Annotated in this window: 11 protein-coding genes and 1 riboswitch; of the genes, 2 read left to right on the top strand and 9 right to left on the bottom strand. The window is 68.6% G+C overall.

Going from position 1 to position 18100, the window contains the following annotated elements; all coding sequences use genetic code 11:
* Positions 1-8 precede the first annotated feature (8 nt).
* Positions 9-1037, bottom strand: coding sequence for a homoserine O-succinyltransferase MetX (metX, locus tag OD750_RS02060; protein WP_263543653.1), 1029 nt, complete (start codon positions 1035-1037; stop codon positions 9-11).
* An 85-nt stretch (positions 1038-1122) separates the two neighbouring features.
* Positions 1123-1238, bottom strand: a riboswitch (SAM riboswitch).
* A 227-nt stretch (positions 1239-1465) separates the two neighbouring features.
* Between metX and OD750_RS02055 the strand changes: the two genes are divergently transcribed.
* Both OD750_RS02055 and OD750_RS02050 read left to right on the top strand, forming a co-directional pair.
* Positions 1466-2404, top strand: coding sequence for a M23 family metallopeptidase (locus OD750_RS02055; RefSeq protein WP_263543654.1), 939 nt, complete (start codon positions 1466-1468; stop codon positions 2402-2404).
* Between the two features lie 52 nt (positions 2405-2456).
* The gene (locus OD750_RS02050; RefSeq protein WP_263543655.1) at positions 2457-4058 is read left to right on the top strand and encodes a peptide chain release factor 3; all 1602 of its coding nucleotides are present in this window, start codon (positions 2457-2459) and stop codon (positions 4056-4058) included.
* Between the two features lie 71 nt (positions 4059-4129).
* Here the strand turns inward: OD750_RS02050 and OD750_RS02045 are convergent, their stop codons facing one another.
* From OD750_RS02045 to OD750_RS02010, 8 genes are all read right to left on the bottom strand, one after another.
* Positions 4130-4687, bottom strand: a complete 558-nt coding sequence (locus tag OD750_RS02045; protein ID WP_263543656.1) for a hypothetical protein — start codon at positions 4685-4687, stop codon at positions 4130-4132.
* The gene (locus tag OD750_RS02040; protein WP_263543657.1) at positions 4680-5231 is read right to left on the bottom strand and encodes an RNA polymerase sigma factor; all 552 of its coding nucleotides are present in this window, start codon (positions 5229-5231) and stop codon (positions 4680-4682) included. Before OD750_RS02040 ends, OD750_RS02045 begins: the two co-directional genes overlap by 8 nt.
* A 116-nt stretch (positions 5232-5347) precedes the next feature.
* Positions 5348-5776, bottom strand: coding sequence for a CBS domain-containing protein (locus OD750_RS02035; RefSeq protein WP_263543658.1), 429 nt, complete (start codon positions 5774-5776; stop codon positions 5348-5350).
* Between the two features lie 92 nt (positions 5777-5868).
* Positions 5869-8541 carry a beta propeller repeat protein gene (locus OD750_RS02030; protein WP_263543659.1) on the bottom strand — a complete coding sequence of 891 codons (2673 nt, stop codon included), beginning with the start codon at positions 8539-8541 and terminating at the stop codon, positions 5869-5871.
* Positions 8542-8809: 268 nt separating this feature from the next.
* Positions 8810-9751 (bottom strand): glycosyltransferase family 2 protein, encoded by a 942-nt coding sequence (locus OD750_RS02025; RefSeq protein ID WP_263543660.1) that lies wholly within the window; start codon positions 9749-9751, stop codon positions 8810-8812.
* Positions 9752-9822: 71 nt separating this feature from the next.
* Entirely contained in the window at positions 9823-10545 is a 723-nt protein-coding gene (mtgA, locus tag OD750_RS02020) for a monofunctional biosynthetic peptidoglycan transglycosylase (protein ID WP_425508202.1), read from the bottom strand.
* A 113-nt stretch (positions 10546-10658) separates the two neighbouring features.
* On the bottom strand, positions 10659-14156 hold the full coding sequence (locus OD750_RS02015; protein ID WP_263543661.1) for a S8 family serine peptidase: 3498 nt from the start codon (positions 14154-14156) through the stop codon (positions 10659-10661).
* A gap of 369 nt (positions 14157-14525) precedes the next feature.
* Entirely contained in the window at positions 14526-18059 is a 3534-nt protein-coding gene (locus tag OD750_RS02010) for a S8 family serine peptidase (RefSeq protein ID WP_263543662.1), read from the bottom strand.
* Positions 18060-18100: the final 41 nt, after the last annotated feature.

Genomic DNA, 18100 nt, shown 5'->3' with positions numbered 1-18100 from the left:
CCTTGAGTTCAACAGCACAGTGCGCGGGCGACGAGCGCACCGACGCGCCCGGGTTCCTTGAGAAAAGCATCGTGGCCGTAGCGCGAATCGATTTCGTGCAGTTCGGCCGGCGCCGCGCTCGCGGCGGCGAGCGCGCGCAGGTCGTCGGTCGGCACGAGACGGTCGCTCGTCACCGCGAGGATCGTCGCCGGCACGACGAGTGCGGCCGGGTCGACGCGATGCAGGTCGATCGATTCGGAAAGGCTCAGGTAGCGCTGCGCGTCGAAGCGCGCGACGAACTTGCGGCCGGCCGCGACGAGGTAGTCCTCGACCGGAAAATGAAAACGGCCGTCGCGCAACTGCGCCTCGCCGTCGAAGCGCTCGGCGAATTCGTCGGCGCCGCGATACGTCGTCATCGCCAGCTGGCGCGCGAGCGCCAGCGCCGGTTCGATCGCGCCGGCCGCGACGCCGCCGCGGATGATTTCGCGCTGGATCGCGCGCAGCGCGGTGGCGAGCGGATGCGCGCGATGCGCGCCGCTGATCGCGACGAGACGGCCGATGCGCGGCGGATGCCGCGTAGCCAGCGCAAGGCCGACCATCGCGCCGTACGACGCGCCGACGAACGCGTGCGCGCAGTCGATGCCGAGCGCATCGAGCACGCCGGCAATCGCGTCGGCCTGGTCTTCGCTCGACACGGCGTCGGGCGCGCCCAGATCGCCGGCCGCGAGGTATTCGATGCTGAGCACGCGGAAGCGCGACAGGTCGAGCGCGCGGCCGACGCCGACGATGTCGTCCCACCAGCCGGCGACCTCGCCGTTCGCGCAGACGTTGCGCGACGCCGAGATGCCGCCCTGCACGATGACGGTCGGCGCGCCGTCGGCGCCATGCCACAGATACCTGACGTTCGCGACGACCGGCGCGCGGCCGTACTTCGGCACGATGCGCACGGCGACGTCGCCGCGGATCGACGTCTGCGGCGGCGCGCAAGCGGTTACGGCGTCGAAAGCGCAGACGGTGTCGTCGGCGGGGGCGAAAGCGGCAGCGGCGTTGAGGCTCATGCGTATCTCCGGCGGTGGTCGGGAAACCCTACGGAGTACGCGAGCAGGTCGCACAGCACGCACGGCATGCGCCGTGGTCTGTTGCCACCCATCTCTCGGCAAGGCGCTAGCGCGCTCTCCGTAGGAGTTGGCACCGTGCGGATTACTCCGCCGGTTGCCCCGGCTTCCAAGGGCCTTTCCCTCAGCCGGTCTCGATGGATCGTGGCGCGCACTGTATCGGCGCGACCGGCGATCGTCAATAGCCGTTTAGACGTCTATACGGATGGACGCTCATATAACCGCGCGGCATTGGCGGCGCGCCGCGACGCTCGTGCGCCGCGGCGTCGCCACGGCGCTGCCCATACCTGGCGGAACGGCGCGAACGCCGGCCGCACAGCGCCGGGCTCCGATTCCGGGTACGCTAGGCGCCCTTTGACGTCCCGCCCGGTATGGCCCCGAACTTTCGCCTCATCGCCGCCCTAGCCCTGACCGCCGCCGCGCTGCCCGTCGCGGCCAAGAAGATCTACAAATACACCGACGCGAACGGCATCACGCATTTCACCGACGTGAAGCCGGCAACCGACCGGCCGGTCGAGGAAACGGCCATAAAGGCGGCCGGCGACAAGCGCTGGGTCGCGCTGCGGATCGAGGGCAGCTCGGGCGAACGGCAGGCGCGCGTGTTCAACAACCTGTCCGGCCCGACCGAGGTCGAGATCAGCGCCGGGGCGATCGACAACATCACGAGCACGCCGGCGCTGCCGCTCAAGGTGGTGCTGCAGGCGAACGAGGAGCGCGTGCTGGCGAACCTCGTGCAGACCGATCCGTCGCGGCGCGCGTCGTTCGAACTCGCCATGCGCGCGATGCCGGGCGATCCGCGCGCGCAGGCCAGCGACGTCGAGTACCGCTGGCCGCTCGGCACGTCCCAGGTCGCGATCGGCCAGGGCTTCGGCGGCTCGTTCAGCCATACCGACGACGAGTCGCGCTACGCGATCGACATCGCCGCGGACGAAGGCACGCCGGTGCTCGCCGCGCGCGACGGCGTGGTGATGCAGGTGGAGGACGACTATTACGGCGCCGGCCTCGACCGCGAGAAGTTCGGCACGCGCGCCAACGTCGTGCGCGTGCTGCACGCGGACGGCAGCATGGCGATCTACGCGCATCTGAGGCCCGAAAGCGTCGTGATCCAGGCCGGCCGGCACGTCTACGTCGGCCAGAAGCTCGGCGAATCGGGCAATACCGGCTTTTCGACCGGGCCGCATCTGCACTTCTGCGTGCAGGTGAACCGCGGTCTCAAGCTCGTTTCGGTGCCGTTTCGCCTGGCGGGTTCGGACGGTCCGATCGCGATTCCCACGCAGTCCGCCGCGGTCGGCGCCCCGCGCCCGCTATAATCGCCGGTCTTTCCCTGCCGGCGCCGCGGCTCGTCCGACCGGCGCGATGCTCATGACCGACCAACTGACGCAAACCCGGCGACGCCGCACGTTCGCCATCATTTCCCATCCCGACGCCGGCAAGACGACGTTGACCGAAAAGCTGCTGCTGTTCGGCGGCGCGATCCAGATGGCCGGCAGCGTGAAGTCGCGCAAGGCCGCCAAGCACGCGACATCCGACTGGATGGCACTGGAAAAGGAACGCGGCATTTCGGTCACCTCGTCGGTGATGCAGTTCCCGTACGAGGACAGCATCGTCAACCTGCTCGACACGCCGGGCCATGCCGACTTCTCGGAAGACACCTATCGCGTGCTGACCGCGGTCGACTCGGCGCTGATGGTGATCGACTGCGCCAAGGGCGTCGAAGAGCGAACGATCAAGCTGATGGAGGTGTGCCGCCTGCGCGACACGCCGATCATGAGCTTCATCAACAAGCTCGACCGCGAGGGCCGCTCGCCGATCGAGCTGCTCGACGAAGTGGAATCGGTACTCAAGATCCAGTGCGCGCCGATCACCTGGCCGATCGGCATGGGCTCGCGCCTGAAGGGCGTGTATCACCTCGTGACCGGCGAGGTGCACCTGTACGAACCGGGCCGCAACTTCACGCGCCAGGATTCGACGATCTACGCATCGCTCGACGCGCCGGAACTCGCATCGCGCATCGGCGCGGACATGCTGCGCGAACTGCGCGACGAGCTCGAACTCGTCGAAGGCGCGTCGCACCCGTTCGACCCGGCCGAATATCTCGCCGGGCGCCAGGCGCCGGTGTTCTTCGGCTCGGCCGTGAACAACTTCGGCGTGCAGCCGCTGCTCGACTTCTTCGTCGAGCACGCGCCGTCGCCGAAGTCGCGCTCGACGACGACGCGCGAGGTCGCCGCATCCGAACCGCGCATGACCGGTTTCGTGTTCAAGATCCAGGCGAACATGGACCCGATGCACCGCGACCGCGTGGCGTTCATGCGCGTGTGCTCGGGCCGCTTCGAGGCCGGCATGAAGGCGTTTCACGTGCGCAGCGGCAAGGAAATGAAGCTCGCGAACGCGCTCACGTTCATGGCGTCCGACCGTGAAATCGTCGCCGAGGCGTATCCCGGCGACGTGATCGGCATCCACAACCACGGCACGATCTCGATCGGCGACACGTTCAGCGAAGGCGAAGCGCTGTCGTTCACCGGCATCCCGAACTTCGCGCCGGAACTCTTCCGCCGCGCGCGCCTGCGCGATCCGCTCAAGATCAAGCAGCTGCAGAAGGGCCTGGCGCAGCTGTCGGAAGAAGGCGCGACGCAGTTCTTCCGCCCGCTGATGTCGAACGACCTGATCCTGGGCGCGGTCGGCGTGCTGCAGTTCGACGTGGTCGCGTATCGCCTGAAGGACGAATACGGCGTCGAGTGCCTGTTCGAGCAGATCGCCGTGGCGACCGCGCGCTGGGTGCACGCGACGAACGCGAAGAAGCTCGAGGAATTCCGCGACAAGGCGGCGATGAACCTCGCGATCGACGCAGCCGGCGAACTCGTCTATCTCGCGCCGAGCCGCGTGAACCTGCAGCTGACGCAGGAACGCTGGCCCGATATCCGCTTTGCCGCGACGCGCGAGCACGCGACGGCGGTCGAGGTCTGACGACGACGGCTTCGCTAACGAAAAAGCCCGGCGCGAAGCCGGGCTTTTTCGCAAACCGTCGATCCGGCGCGTCAGCCGCCGCCGAGTCTGCCGCTGAAGATGTGGTCGGGTCGGTCGCCGTTGAAATCGGCGCGCGAGATCGTGTCGCTCTTGTCGTGGTGCGCGAAACGGGTTTCCAGGGCGTTGCCGAAGATGCCGTCGACGGGCGCGTCGTGGAGCTTGGCCAGCGCCGCTTCTTCGCCCATGCCATGGATGTTGCCGCGGGCCGCGAACAGCGCGACCGCCGCCACCAGACTCGCCGCCAGCGCGCCCCACTGCCAGCCGCGCTCGCCGTGACGGCGGCCGTGCGCCACGCGCTGGTGCCGTTCGCGATGCTCGTGCACCGGCGCGGACTGCGCGAGCGACTGCGCAAGCTCGGTCGAGGCCGGTTCGAGCGCGCGCAGCAGGCGCACGAGATCGGCGTGGGCGGTCGATGCCGCGAGGGCGCCGGCAACTTCCAGGCGCTCGTGCGGCACGACACGGCCGCGCGAAGCGCGAACGGCGGTTTCGCTGTCGATCAGCGCCCGCGACGACAGCGGCGCGTGGGCGTTGAGTTGGCGGTACAGCTCCGAAAGGCTGCGCTCAGTCATCGTAGTCTCCAGCTCCCATGTCGCGCAGACGGGTCTTGAGTTCGTCCAGCCCGCGCGAAACCAGTTTTCGTGCCGCTTCGGCCGACGTGCCGATCAGATCCGCGATTTCCTGCAGGGCGAAGCCTTGCAGATGCAGGGAGATCGGCAGGCGCCGGCGTTCCGGCAGCGCGTCGAGACAGGCCTTGAGCTGCTCGACGTGCTGCGTGCCGCTGGCGCTTTGTTCGGGGCCGACGGACTCGTCCGGGAGGGCCGGGCCCTCGTCGTGTTCGTCCGGCAGCGGCTCCGCTGCCCTCACCTGAGCCCGACGCAGGGCGTCGATCACGGTGCTGGCAACGACTCGCTGGATATAAGACGCATGAAAGGCCGCAGACCGGTCACGCTCGACCGCACGCCACAGCCGGATGCGAACTTCCTGCTCGACGTCCTCCGGATCGATCCCGTGCTGGGCCAGGCCGTGCGTGGCGACCAGGATGCGCACCTTCGCACCGAAATCGGCCAGAAGGCGTTGCAGGCGCTCGTGATTCGGGTCGGAACTGCGGCCCACGTGACACCGGTGGATTGGGGAGCCGCGCATCGTCCGCGAAAGCGGCGGACGTGGCAATCCCGCTTTCGGCCATTCCGTACAGCCGCGGACCTGTGCCGCGCCGACGCGCAACCGCTTCAGCCCGCGATATAGCGCTGGTACTGCGCGAGTTCCTCGGCCTGCGCCTCGATCACGGCCTTGACGAGATCGCCGATCGACACGACGCCGACGACGCGCCCCTGCTCGACGACCGGCAGATGCCGGATGCGCCGTTCGGTGCAAAGGCGCATGCAGTCTTCGACCGTCTGACCGGGATCGACCGTCTGCACCGGCGCCGACATGATCTGCCAGACCGGCGTTTCGGCCGACGAGCGGCCGAGCAGGATGACTTTGCGCGCGTAGTCGCGCTCCGAAACGATGCCGGCGAGCTCGTCGCCGCGCATGACCAGGAGCGCGCCGACGTGGTGGTCGGCCATCGCCTGGATTGCGCTGAGCACGGGTTCTTCCGGTTCGATCGCGTAGATCTGGCCGCCCTTCTCCGACAGCAGATGCTTGACCTGTCGCATGGTTGCTCCCTTCGCGAATCCGGGAGGTTCAAGTCTACTGCGCGGCGGCGCCGTCGGCACGGCGCCGCCGCAAACCCGTTTCGCACGTCCCGCTACGGCAGCTCGAACCCGTTCTTGAAGATGACGTCGGTGCCGCTCGGCAGCGGCCAAGCCCAGGCGCCGCGCGAACGCGTGAACACCGCGAGCGTCGTGTAGCCGCGATCGACGACGAGATCCCAGATCATCGCGCGCGGCAGGCTCGCGAAGCGCTGCCACACCGGATTGGCCGCAGTGATGTCGTCGGTGTAGTACAGGCCCCAGTCGGTACCCGCGAACACCTGGCCCGGCACTTTCGGATTGACCATGATCGCGTTGACCGGAATGTTCGGCAGGTTGCCGGTCTTGTTTTCCCACACGAACGTCGCGCAGTTCGCCGTACAGGCGATGCGGAAAACGTGGCCCGGCGTCGTCGGCGTGTTCTCGTCGAAGCCGGCGATCGCGGCGTAGCCGACCAGCGGGTTCGCAGCGTCGATCACGACGTCCTGGACCGGCCGGTTCGGCAGCACCGCGTTCGCACCGGTGACGTTCACCGCCGTCGCGTTGTTCGTGCCGGAAACGCCCAGGCCGAACACGTACTGCACGTTGCCGTCGTTCGTGCCGACGATCGCGACGGTCGGATCGGTGAACGCATACGCCATCTGATTGATGAAAGAGCGGTTGTCGGTGCCGAGCACGAGATTGTTCTTGGTCAGGTCGCCGGTCTTGGCCTGCCAGCTCGACGACGGCACCGCGCCGGTCAGCGTCTCCCACAGACGGTAGGTGCCCGCGAGCATGCGGCCGCAGCCGTTGACGCCGGCCGCGCAGCCGCTGTTGGCGACGGCCGGATCGCCGTGCTTGTAGATTTCCAGCGGCATCAGAAAGCTCACGCGGTCGGAGGTCCAGCCGCCGCGCGCGTTCACGGTCGCGCCGAACGGACCCGTCGTCGACACGCGCAAGTTGCCGTTCTGCGACTGGTAGTACCAGCGCTGCCCGTTGAGCGGCTCGATGCGCGAATACGTGCCGTCGCCGCTGTTCGTCGACTCCCACAGCATCGCGCCGGGATTCGCGCCGAACTGCACGGCCGAGCTGCCGTTGTCCTGCGCGCCGCCGGACGCGCCGGGGTTCGCCGACGTCGCGAAGTTCGCGGTGATGTCGCCGGAATAGAACTCGATCGTCGTCAGCGAATCGTTGATCGGCGTGAGCGTCGGCGTCGCGGCCTGCGCGTTGGCCGTGTAATACGCGCCGCCGTCCGAGCCGATGAGCATGCGGTTCTGGTCGGTGCCGACGAACGCGCGCGCGTGGTGGTCGACGTGCGTCGAGCCGCCGGCATAGCCGCAGGTCAGGTTCGTGAAACCCGTGCCGCCGTTGGTCGAACGAAACAGATCGACCGCGCTCGCGAACACGACGTCCGGATTCGTCGGCGAGACGGTCAGGCCGGCGTCGTACCACATCTGCGTGCCGGCGTCGCCGCAGCCGGTGAAGCCCGAGCCGGTCGTCGTCTGCGTCCAGGTCGTGCCGCCGTTGATCGACTTCCACACGCCGAGCACGCCGCGCGTCGTGACGTCGGCGGCCATCGCGTAGAGGATCTGGTTGTTCGACGGCGCGACCGCCAGTTCGATGCGACCCAGGCTGGTGCTCGGCGTGCCGTTGCCGGTCCCGGCCGGCCAGCCGCTGTTGAGCAGCGTCCAGTCGGCGAGCGCGGGGCAGCCGCTCGCCGGCATCGTCGCCTTGTAGACACCGTTCGCACCGTTCTTGCCGAGATCGGGCTGCACCGGCGTCGCGGTGCCGCGCGTGCCGACCGCGGCGACGAGGCGCGTCGTGCCGGCGTCGTTGATCGCGATGAGGCCGGTCATGTCCTGGCGCTGCGCGTTCGGCCCGCTCGAGAACGCGTTCGTGTAGCACGGGCCCGACCACGTCGCGCCGGTGTCGTACGAGAAGAACAGGCCCGTCTTCGTGCCGACGACGAGGTTGGTCGAGTCGTTCGGATCGACGACGACCTTGCCGATCGCCTGGTACTGCGGAAAGCCGCCCGACGAGGGCGTGTACAGCGGGCCGAACACGCTCGCGCCGATCACGTTCCACGTTTCGCCGGCGTCGGTGCTGCGCAGCACGCCGGCCGAACCGAACGAGAACGATCCGTAGCGCAGGTCGCCGGTGCCGGCATAGACGACGTTGTGATCGTTCGGATCGAGCGCGATGTCGCCGATCGCGATGTTCGAGATCTCGGCGAAGTTGTCGGTCTTGATCGACCAGGTGGTCGCGTTCGAGCAGCAGTTCGTCGTCTTCCAGACGCCGCCGCCGTCCGAGCCGAGGTACGCGATCGACGTGTCGACCGGGTCGACGACCAGCACGTTGACGCGCCCTGAAACGTGGCCGAAACCGAATTCGGTGTCGTTGAGCGGCTTGGGTCCGAGCAGCGTGAACGTCGACGGATCGAGCGCGAGCGGCGAGACGCCCGACTTGCGATACGACTTGTCGCCGGACGGCACGCCCTGCGCGATCGATTTTTCGTGCGCGGCGGCTTCGACGAGCCATTCCTGCTTGAACACGCCGGTCGGATACGCCGCGCGGATCGCCCAATAGTCGCCCGACGGCGCCTTGGCCCAGCCGTTCCAGCTCTCGCCTTCTTCTTCCTCATGTTCGGCGGCGACGCGCGTGCCCGTCGTCTGGCAGGCGCCGAGCGCGAACAACAACGAGGCGGCCAGCGCGAGCCGTACCGGCCCCCGCAGCAGTTGCATGGTCAACATCAGTCGATCTCCGCAGGTTGCGCTGGCGTGCGGGCGCACATCCGTGCACACCCCACCGGGCGCTTGGCGCCCCCGTCGAAACCGGATCGATACGATCAGGCCGGGCTGACGCAGCCTCCCTCGCACGCAGCCCTGATACGGCGCCGAATCGACCCTGAAGCCCGATCAGTCCCCGCCTTAAGAACTATGCACGACGCAAAAACCTGCGTCTAGGGTTGCAGATACTGCGACTGTACGTTTCGACGCCGGCGTTCCAATGATGGCGCGGTCAGCGGTCGCCCGAGCGCGGCGGATGATGCCGGTCGATCAGATACAGCGGCCGCTGCTTCGACTCGACGTACGTGCGGCCGAGGTATTCGCCGATGACGCCGAGCGCCATCAGCTGCACGCCGCCCAGGAACAGCACGACGACCATCAGCGACGGATAGCCGCGTACCGGATCGCCGAAGATCAGCGCCTTGGCGAACACGACGATGCCGAATACGAACGCGACGAGCGCGGCGACGACGCCGACGTAGGTGGCCAGACGCAGCGGGAACGACGAAAACGACGTGATGCCTTCCAGCGCGAAATTCCACAAGCGCCAATAGTTCCATTTGCTGTCGCCGGCGAAGCGCGGATCGCGGTCGTAGACGATCGAGGCCTGCGGAAAGCCCACCCAGGTGAACAACCCCTTCATGAAGCGCTGGCGTTCGCGCAGCTGCTTCAACGCGTCGATCGCGCGGCGCGACATCAGGCGGAAGTCGCCGGTGTCGCGCGGGATCGGCAGGTCGGTCATGCGTTCCATCACGCGGTAGAACGCGGCCGACGTGAATTTCTTGAACGCCGTTTCGCCGGCGCGGCTCGCACGCGTGCCGTACACCACGTCGTAGCCTTCGCGCCATTTGGCGACGAAGTCGGCGATGAGTTCGGGCGGGTCCTGCAGGTCGGCGTCGATGACGACGACCGCATCGGCGTCGACGTGGTCGAGCCCCGCCGTCAACGCGAGTTCCTTGCCGAAGTTGCGGCTGAGCTTGAGCGTCGCGACGCGGCCGTCGGCGGCGCGCAGCGATTCCATGACGCTCCAGGTGTCGTCGCGGCTGCCGTCGTCGACGTACAGCACCGAGCAGTCGAGGTCGAGCGTATCGAAGACCGCGGCGACGCGGCGCTGGAATTCGCGCAGGCCCTCGCCTTCGTTGTAGGCGGGCACGACCACGGACAGCGAGGTCATCGACGTTTCTCCGGACCCAAAACCGCACGATGCTACCGGGGCAATGTGACGTTTCAAAGCTGACCGCAGTATTAGCGCAGCAGATAGTCCCGCCCGCCGAGCTGGCGCACCTGCCGCTCGATCCACGCGGCGCGGCGCAGCACGTAGCCCGACGGCTTGTCGGCTCGGTAGCGCTTCGGATTCGGCAGCACGGCGGCGAGCAACGCCGATTCGCGCGCATTGAGCGCACCGGGCGACTTGCCGAAGAATGCGTGGCTCGCCGCGGCGGCGCCGTACACGCCGTCGCCGAATTCGGCGATGTTCAGATACACCTCGAGAATGCGCCGCTTCGGCCACAGCGCTTCGATCAGCACCGTGAAATAGGCTTCGGCGCCCTTGCGCAGAAAGCTGCGGCCGCTCCACAGGAAGAGGTTTTTCGCGGTCTGCTGGCTGATCGTGCTGGCGCCGCGCAGGCGCTCGCCGTCTTCGGCGTCTTCCAGCGCATCGCGAATCGCTTCGACGTCGAAGCCGTGATGCAGCGGAAACTTCTGGTCTTCGGCGGCGACCAGCGCGATCGGCAGCTCGGGCGATACGTTGTCGATCGGCGTCCACGTCTGGCGCAGGCGAAAGCCGCGTTCGCCGCCGCCCCACGCATCCATCTGGCGCTCGAGCATGAACGCCGAATACGGCACCGGCGCGAAGCGGAACACCAGCACGAACGCGATGCTCAGTGCGACGAAGGCGACGGCGAGCCGCCAGCTCCAGCGCCACAGAGCACGCGCGACGCGCTTGAACGCATTTTTCCTGGGAGCCACGAATTCGCCGGTCGGAGAGCGGAATGCGAGCCTCGCAAAACGGCACGGGCGCGGCAAGCCGCGCCCGTGCCGGTTGCGCCGGCCTTCGCCGGCGCGCCCTGCCTAACTGACGATTACTGGCACTCGAACGGTCCCGGCGTCTCGAATCCGTTGCGGAAGATTTTCTCGATGCCGCTGCCGCCGAGGTTGATGTCGTCGAGCCACACGCCGGAGAACTCGGCGCCGCCGTCGGTCGAGAAGCGGAAGCGGATCTTCACGTTTTGACCCGCGTAGCTGGCGAGCGTGCGCGTGAACGGCTTGAACACCGACGTCGCCGTACCGTTGTTCGGGTCGGCGTTGCTCGCCGCCGTGCTGACGCCGTTGAAGGCGCCGTGCGACGCGAGGTAACCGCACGCATTGCCCGGCGGGCTGCCGGTCTGCGAGAAGTTGCTCGGATAGCCGCCGTCGGGCGGCAGATCGTTCCACGTCGTGCCGCCGTCGGTCGAGATTTCCATGACGAGGCCGTCCCACTGGTACTCGATGTCGTAGCGCGCCTTGAAGCTCAGCACCGCGCCCGCCTGCACCGCGATCGTCGGCGACGTCATCGTCGTGCAGACGTTCGCCGGATACGTGGTGCCGTCCGGACCCGCGTGGAAGCTGTAGGTGCCGCTCGCGGCTGCCGTGTTGGTGACGCGCCACGGCGACTCGAGCGTCGAGTACACCGTCGGATCGGCATTCTCGACGTAGTCGTTGCCGTCGACGCCGTTGGGGCCGACCGGGGAACCCGCGACGATCGCACTCGCCGGCGCCGAATTGCCGAGCGAGTCGGTCGCGGTCACGCGGTAGTACTTCGGCTGGCCGAGCGCCACGTCGGTGTCGTCGTACGTCGTGACGGCGAGCGCCGTGGCGATCGTCGACGGACCCGTGAAGTACGGCGAGCTGTCGCGCGCGATCGAGTACGTCACGCCGGACGCGCCGGGGCACACCGCCGGCGCGGCCTGCCAGCCGAGCGCGATGTGGCAGTTCGAGCCCGTCGTGTTCGTCACCGCGACGCCGTCGTGGTTGAAGTTCGGCTGCAGCGTGCACGCGGCGCTCGACGACACGTCGACGCAGTTCGACACGTCGCCTTCGACATCGCCCGAAACGCCGCGGACCTTGTACGCGTAGGTCAGGCCGCCCTGGCTCGTGGTATCGACGAGCGGACTGCCCGCACCGGTGCCGACGAGGCGGAAGTCGCCCGCCGCCGCCGCCGCGCACGTGCCGTTGGCGCGATACAGCTGGAAGCCCTGCGCCCCGCCCGCCGCGGTAAACGCGACGTTGACGGCGCCGCCGGCATTGGTCGCCGACACCGCCGTGGGCGCCGGGAACGCGGCCGCCGCCGGCAGACCGAACGCACCCGACACCGCGAGCGCGTAGCCCTGGCGGTCCGTGTTCGCGCGCGAGCCGCCCGGGACGTTCGTGCCCTTGACGCGGAACGTATAGCTGCCCGCGGTCGGCGCCGTCAGGCGGAACTGTTCGACGGTGTTGCGCACGTCGGCGGTGCCGCCGGTCGTCGACACGCCGGTCGTGAACACATTGCCGAGATACGTGCCGCCCGGACCGATCACTTCGAGATCGAGATTGTTGACGAGCGACAGCGCGTTGCCCGGCTGGGCCTCGATGTCATACCACGTCAGCGTCGCGCGCAGTTCCTGGCTGGCCGCGACGTTCGCGATCGTGTACTCGTGCTGCTCGCCGGTCTTGATGCCCGCCGCGTTCGTGCGTTCGAACAGGCGCAGACGGCGCGTATCGTTGCCGCCGGTCAGCGTGGTCGAGAACCACAGGTTCGAATCGAGCCACATGCGGCCCCAGCCGTACGCGTTGCTGTTCCAGTTCGCCGTGCTGATGGCGTTCGTGCCGTTGAGCGCGACGGCCTTGAGCGCGGGGCCGGTCGGGTTGTACGTGTTCGCCGCGTTGCTCGCGCCGCCGGGATAGAAGCCGTCGACGAAGAACTGCCGCATCAGCGCCATGTTGCCCGAGATCGTCGGCGCGGACATCGACGTGCCGCTGAGGGCCTGCGTCAACGGCGCTTCGGGCGTGCCGTTGTTGGTCGTGTCGCCGAGCGCCGAGATCGTCGAGCTGCCCGGCCCCATGATGTCCGGCTTGCGGCGGCCGTCGGCGGTCGGGCCGCGGCTGGAGAAGCCCACGACGGTCGTGCTGCCCGCGTGACCGAGCGCGCCGACCGTGATCGTGTTCTTCGCGTTGCCCGGCGAGCCGATCGTCTGCGCGGCGGAGCCCTCGTTGCCGGCCGACACGACGAAGATCATGTCTTCGGCCTGCGAAAGCGAGAAGTCGGCGTCGAAGTCGTTGCCCGAATACACGCCGCCGCTCGGCGCGCCCCAGCTGGCGCTGTGAATGCGCGTGCCGGCGTCGTAGCCCTGCTTGATCGTGCCCGGAAGATCCTGGATCGACAGGCAGCCCGACGTATCGTTGCCGATGTCGAGGAACAAGAGCTGCGCGTTCGGCGCCATGCCGTCCGAGAGGTCGTGGTTCGCCGCGGTCGGGGTGGACGCCAGATACGTCGTCGCGCCGAACGTGCCGGCCGCGTCGCCGGCGATCGTGCCGCTGGTGTGCGTGCCGTGGAAGCTCGTCGGCGAGCCGCCCGGACAGGTGTTGTTGTTGTCGTACGCGGTCGCGCCCGGCTGCACCCAGTAGCCGTACAGCTTGTTGTTCGGGCTGGGCGTGCCGAGTGCCGGCGGCGTCGCGTTCTGCGACGCGGTGATCGCGGTCACCGGGCCCGCGCCCTTGTCGAGCGTCGTGAACCACGCTTCGTTGTTGTCGAGACCCGAGTCGGAAATCGCGACGACCTGACCGCTGCCGAAGATGTTGTGGTCCCACAGCGGCGTCGGCGAGCCGACGGTGCCGCTGCCGGCGGTGGCGGCGGTCGAGTTGCCCTGCATCGCGGCGACGGCGCCGGCGTTGTCGTTGTAGGGCTGCAGGTAGTGGCCGACCCACGACACGCCTTCCTGCGCGGTCGCTGCGCGCACGAGCGCGGCGAGCTGCGCGAGATCGCCCACGTGCAGGCGCACGTACGGCGCTTCGACGCGTTCGTTGACGACGACGACCGAAACCCCGGCGACCTTCTTGAAGCCCTTGGCGAGACCTTCGGCCGATTCGCCGGCGAAGCCGTATACGTCGACCTCGTAGCCGCCCTGCGGCGCCTGCTTGAGGTTCGCGCGCGCGTCGGCGTACAGCGACGGGTCGAGCTTCATGCCGGGCTGGTAAAGACCCGTCCAGCGCACGCCGGAATCCTCGGAGACCGAGGTCAGCGGATGCGCGTCGTCGAGCGCGACGATGTACGCGCTGTTCGGCACGTAGCCGACGATGCGCACGCCGCGCTTCTCAAGACGCGAGCGCGCCGCGATGTCGCCTTCGTTGAACTGCACGATGGCGTAGCGGCCGACCGTGACGTCGGCGGCGGCGCCCGTGAGCGAATAATCCACTCTTTCGGAAACGGGATCGACGAGACCCGAGCGCAACAGCAACAGGCGCTTGTCGGCGACGCGCGCGTCGGTCAACTGGTCGGGGCCGGAAATCTGCGGAGCGACGACGCGCACGGAAGCGGCGGAGGCCGCGCCGGCGACAATAAGCAACGATATCGCCGCTGCAAGGCGATGACGGTTCATGCAAGACCCTCCCGGGGGGTAATGACGATTTACGGCGCTGTCGCGAACGCGTAGCACCGCGGCACTGCGAATCGATCCGCGGCCGAACCACCCCCGGTCCGGTCAACGGTCAGCAAACGCACCATCGATCATCGGTGAGCCGGAACGGGTTAAGCAAGAACATTCCCGACTAAAAAGTACGTGAATTTTTCTTCAGACCACGGGGCTCAACCCCGCGCCCTTCCTCACTATTTCTCTAGACTGATTTGTGCGCATTGATACATACGCCCATGGACGGATGTTCGTCGCCGCAACGTGCCGACGACCGCCGCAAACGGCGGTCGTCGGCAAGTCAGGCTAGTGGCAAGCCGGCATCCCGCCGCTGTCGAATCCGTCGGAGAACAGCCGGTCGACGACGGTGCCGCCGAGCGAGATGTCGTCGAGGTACGCGCCCTCGTATTCGCTGGCACCGTCGGTCGACAGGCGCCAACGGATCTTCACGGTCTGCCCCGCATACGCCGACAGCGAACGCGCGAACGGCTTGAATACCGCGGCCGCCGTGCCGTTGCCGGGATCGGCGTTGTTCGCGGCCGTCGAAACGCCGCTGAACGCGCCCTGCGTCGTCGGGAAGCCGCAGGCGTTGTTGTCGACCGTCTGCCGGAACGAACTCGGATAGCCGCCGTCCGGCGGAAGGTCGGTCCAGGTCGTGCCGCCGTCGGTCGAAATCTCCATGACCATGCCGTCCCATTCGAACTCGAGGTCGTACCGCGCCTTGAAGCTCAGCGTCGCGCCGGAAGGCACCCGCAGGCTCGGCGTGGTGATCGCCGCGCAGACGTTGGCCGGGTACGTCGAACCTTCGGTGCCGGCGAAGTAGCTGCGTCCGCCCGCCGTGGACGCCTGTGCGGCGCTGACGTGCCAGGGATGCCGGCTCAGCGCATAGATCGCGGTTTCGGCGTCGTCGCGATAGGCGTCGCCGGCCAGCCCGTTCGGACCGATCGCGGACGTCGCCAGCACCGGGCCGGGCGCCGACGCGTTGCCGCCGGCATCGACGGCTTCCACGCGGTAGTAGTACGGCGTGCCGAACGCGACGCTCGTATCGTCATAGGACGGCACCGGGTGGTTCGCCGCGAGCGTGGTCGGCGCCGCGAACGCCAGGCTCGTATCGCGCGTGATGCGATAGGCGAGCGACTGGGCGGGACAGTTCGAAGCACCCGCGGACCAGGCGAGCGCCACGTGACAGTTCGCGCCCTGCGTATCGGTCACCGCAACGCCGTTGCGGTCGAACGTCGGCGCCAGCGCGCAGGCGGCGGTAGACACGTGATCGATGCACGCGGAGGCGTCTCCTTCGACATCGCCCGATACGCCGCGCAGCTTGTATGCGTACGCGTAGCCGCCGTAGACCGCCGTGTCGACGAGCGGGCTCGCAGCGCCGGTCGCGACGAGGCGGAAGTCGCCCGCGCCGGCGGTCGCGCAGGTGCCGTTCGCGCGGTACAGCTGAAAGCCCTGCGCGCCGGCCGCGGCGGTGAACGCGATCTGCGCCGTGTCGCCGACCGTCGTCGCCGCGGTCGGCACCGGTGCCGGAAACGCAGCGGGATTCGGCAGGCCGAACGCGCCGGAAACCGCCAGCGCGTAGCCTTGCCGCACGGCCGAGGCGCCGTTGCCCCCGGCGTCGCCCGGCACGCTCGCGCCTTTCACGCGAAAGGTATACGCGCCTGCCGCCGGCGCGGTGAAACGCACCTGCTCGACCGTGTTGCGTACGTCGGCCGTCCCGCCGGCGGTCGATACCCCGCTCGCGAAGACGTTGCCGAGGTAGCTCGTGCCGGTCGGACCGACAACTTCCAGGTCGAGATTGTTCGTCAGCGCGAGGGCGGCCGCGAGCGTCGACGGCGCGTCGTACCAGGCCAGCGTCGCGCGCAGTTCCTGGCCCGCCGCAACGGCCTCGATGCGGTATTCGTGCGTTTCGCCGCTGCGCAGTCCGGCCGCGTTCGTCCGCTCGAACAGACGCAGCCGGCGCGCGTCGTTCCCGCCGGCCAGCGTCGTTGCGAACCACAGGTTCGAATCGAGCCACGCACGGCCCCAGCCGTGGCTGTTGCTGTTCCAGTTCGTCGCGCTGATCGCGTTCGTGCCGTTCAGCAGCACCGCCTTCATCGCCATGCCGCTCGGCTTGTAGGCATCGGCGACGGTCCTGACGCCGCGCGGGTACCAGCCGTCGGCGAAAAACTGGCGCGCGAGCACGGCGTTGCCGGCGATCGTCGGCGATGCCATCGACGTGCCCTGCTTCGTCGATTCGACCGGCGCCTCGATCGTCGCCGTCGTGCTCGAGTCGCCCGCGGCGGACACGATGCTGACGCCCGGGGCGGCGATATCGGGCTTGCGCCGGCCGTCGTCGGTCGGCCCGCGGCTGCTGAAACCCGCGACCGACGTGCTGCCGGCATGGCCGAGCGCGGCGACGGTCAGGGTGTTCTTGGCGTTGCCGGGCGAACCGGTCGTGCCGGCGGCCGACCCGCTGTTGCCGGCCGCAACGACGAACAGGAGATCTTCGTTGTCGCGCAGCCCGCGGTCGGCTTCGACATCGTTCCCGCCGTACGCGCCGCCCGATGCGAAGCCCCAGCTCGCGTTGTGAACGTACGCGCCGCCACGCACCGTCTGGGTCAGCATCGCGTTGAGCGCGCCGCCCGCGAGGCAGCCGGTCGTGTCGTTGCCGATGTCCTGCACGAGGATCTGCGCGTTCGGCGCCATGCCGTCGGCCAGTTCGTGATTGGCGGCGGTCGGCGTCGAAGCGACGTACGTCGTCGCACCGAACGTGCCGGCGGCGTCGCCGGCCAGCGTCCCGGCGACGTGCGTGCCGTGATAGCCGGTCGGATTGCCGCCCGGGCACGTCGCGGTGTTGTCGTTCGCGGTAGCGCCGGGCTGCACCCAGTACCCGACGATCTTGTTGTCCGGAAACAGCGGCCCCACGGCCGGCGGCAGCGGCGACGACGACGGCGTGATCGCCGCGACCGTGCCGGCGCCCTTGTTCAGCGCGACGAACCATGCCTCGTTCGCATCGACGCCCGAATCGGAAACCGCGACGATCTGGCCCGAGCCGAAGATGCCGTGATCCCACAGCGGCGTCGGCGTCCCGACCGTGCCGGTGCCCGACGCGGACGTGCTCGTGCTGTTTCCTTGAATCGTCGGGATGGATGCCGCGTTGAACGGTTCGGGCTGCAGGTAATGGCCGACGTGCGCGACGCCCTCGACGCCCGTCATCGCACGGATCAGCGCGGGCAACTGCGCTTGTTGAATATTCACGCGAACGCTCGGCAACGTCTCGTGCGCGGAAACGAGCAGGATGTTCGCGCCGGCGATTTTCGCGGCGGCGCCGGCGAGCGCTTCGGCCGCGACGCCCGCGAACCCGTACACGACGATGTCGTAGCCGCCGTGCGGCGCACGCGCGAGCGACGCGAGCCGGTCGGCGTACAGCGCGGGATCGAGCTTCATGCCGGGCTGGTACCAGCCCGCCCAGCGCACGCGCGCGTCGGTGCGCAGCGCGTCGAGCGCCGCGCCCCCAAGTTCGACGACGTACGCGTGATTGGGTACGTATCCGACGATGCGATAGCCGCGCTTTTCGAGCCGCGCCCGCGCGTCGGTGTCGCCGGCGTCGAACTGCACGAGTGCGTAACGGCCGCTCGCGACGTCGGCCGCGGCGCCGGTGCGCGCGTAGTCGACGCGCTCGACCGTCGGATCGATCAGACCGGCGCGCAGCAGCAGCCGGTTCGGATCGGCGATGCGCGCATCCGACAGCGCGGCGGATTCGACCGGTTGCGCGTCGACCGCGCGCGGCGTGGCGGCGCCCGCGATATCGGCCGCGGTCAGCAGCGATATCGCCGCGGCAAGGCGATGACGTTTCATTCGCGTTCTCCCTGTTGAGCGGTGCGGCCGGCTGCAACGGC

This window comes from Tahibacter soli, assembly GCF_025717065.2.
GTDB lineage: Bacteria > Pseudomonadota > Gammaproteobacteria > Xanthomonadales > Rhodanobacteraceae > Tahibacter > Tahibacter soli.
This window is presented reverse-complemented; position numbering and strand designations above follow the sequence as displayed.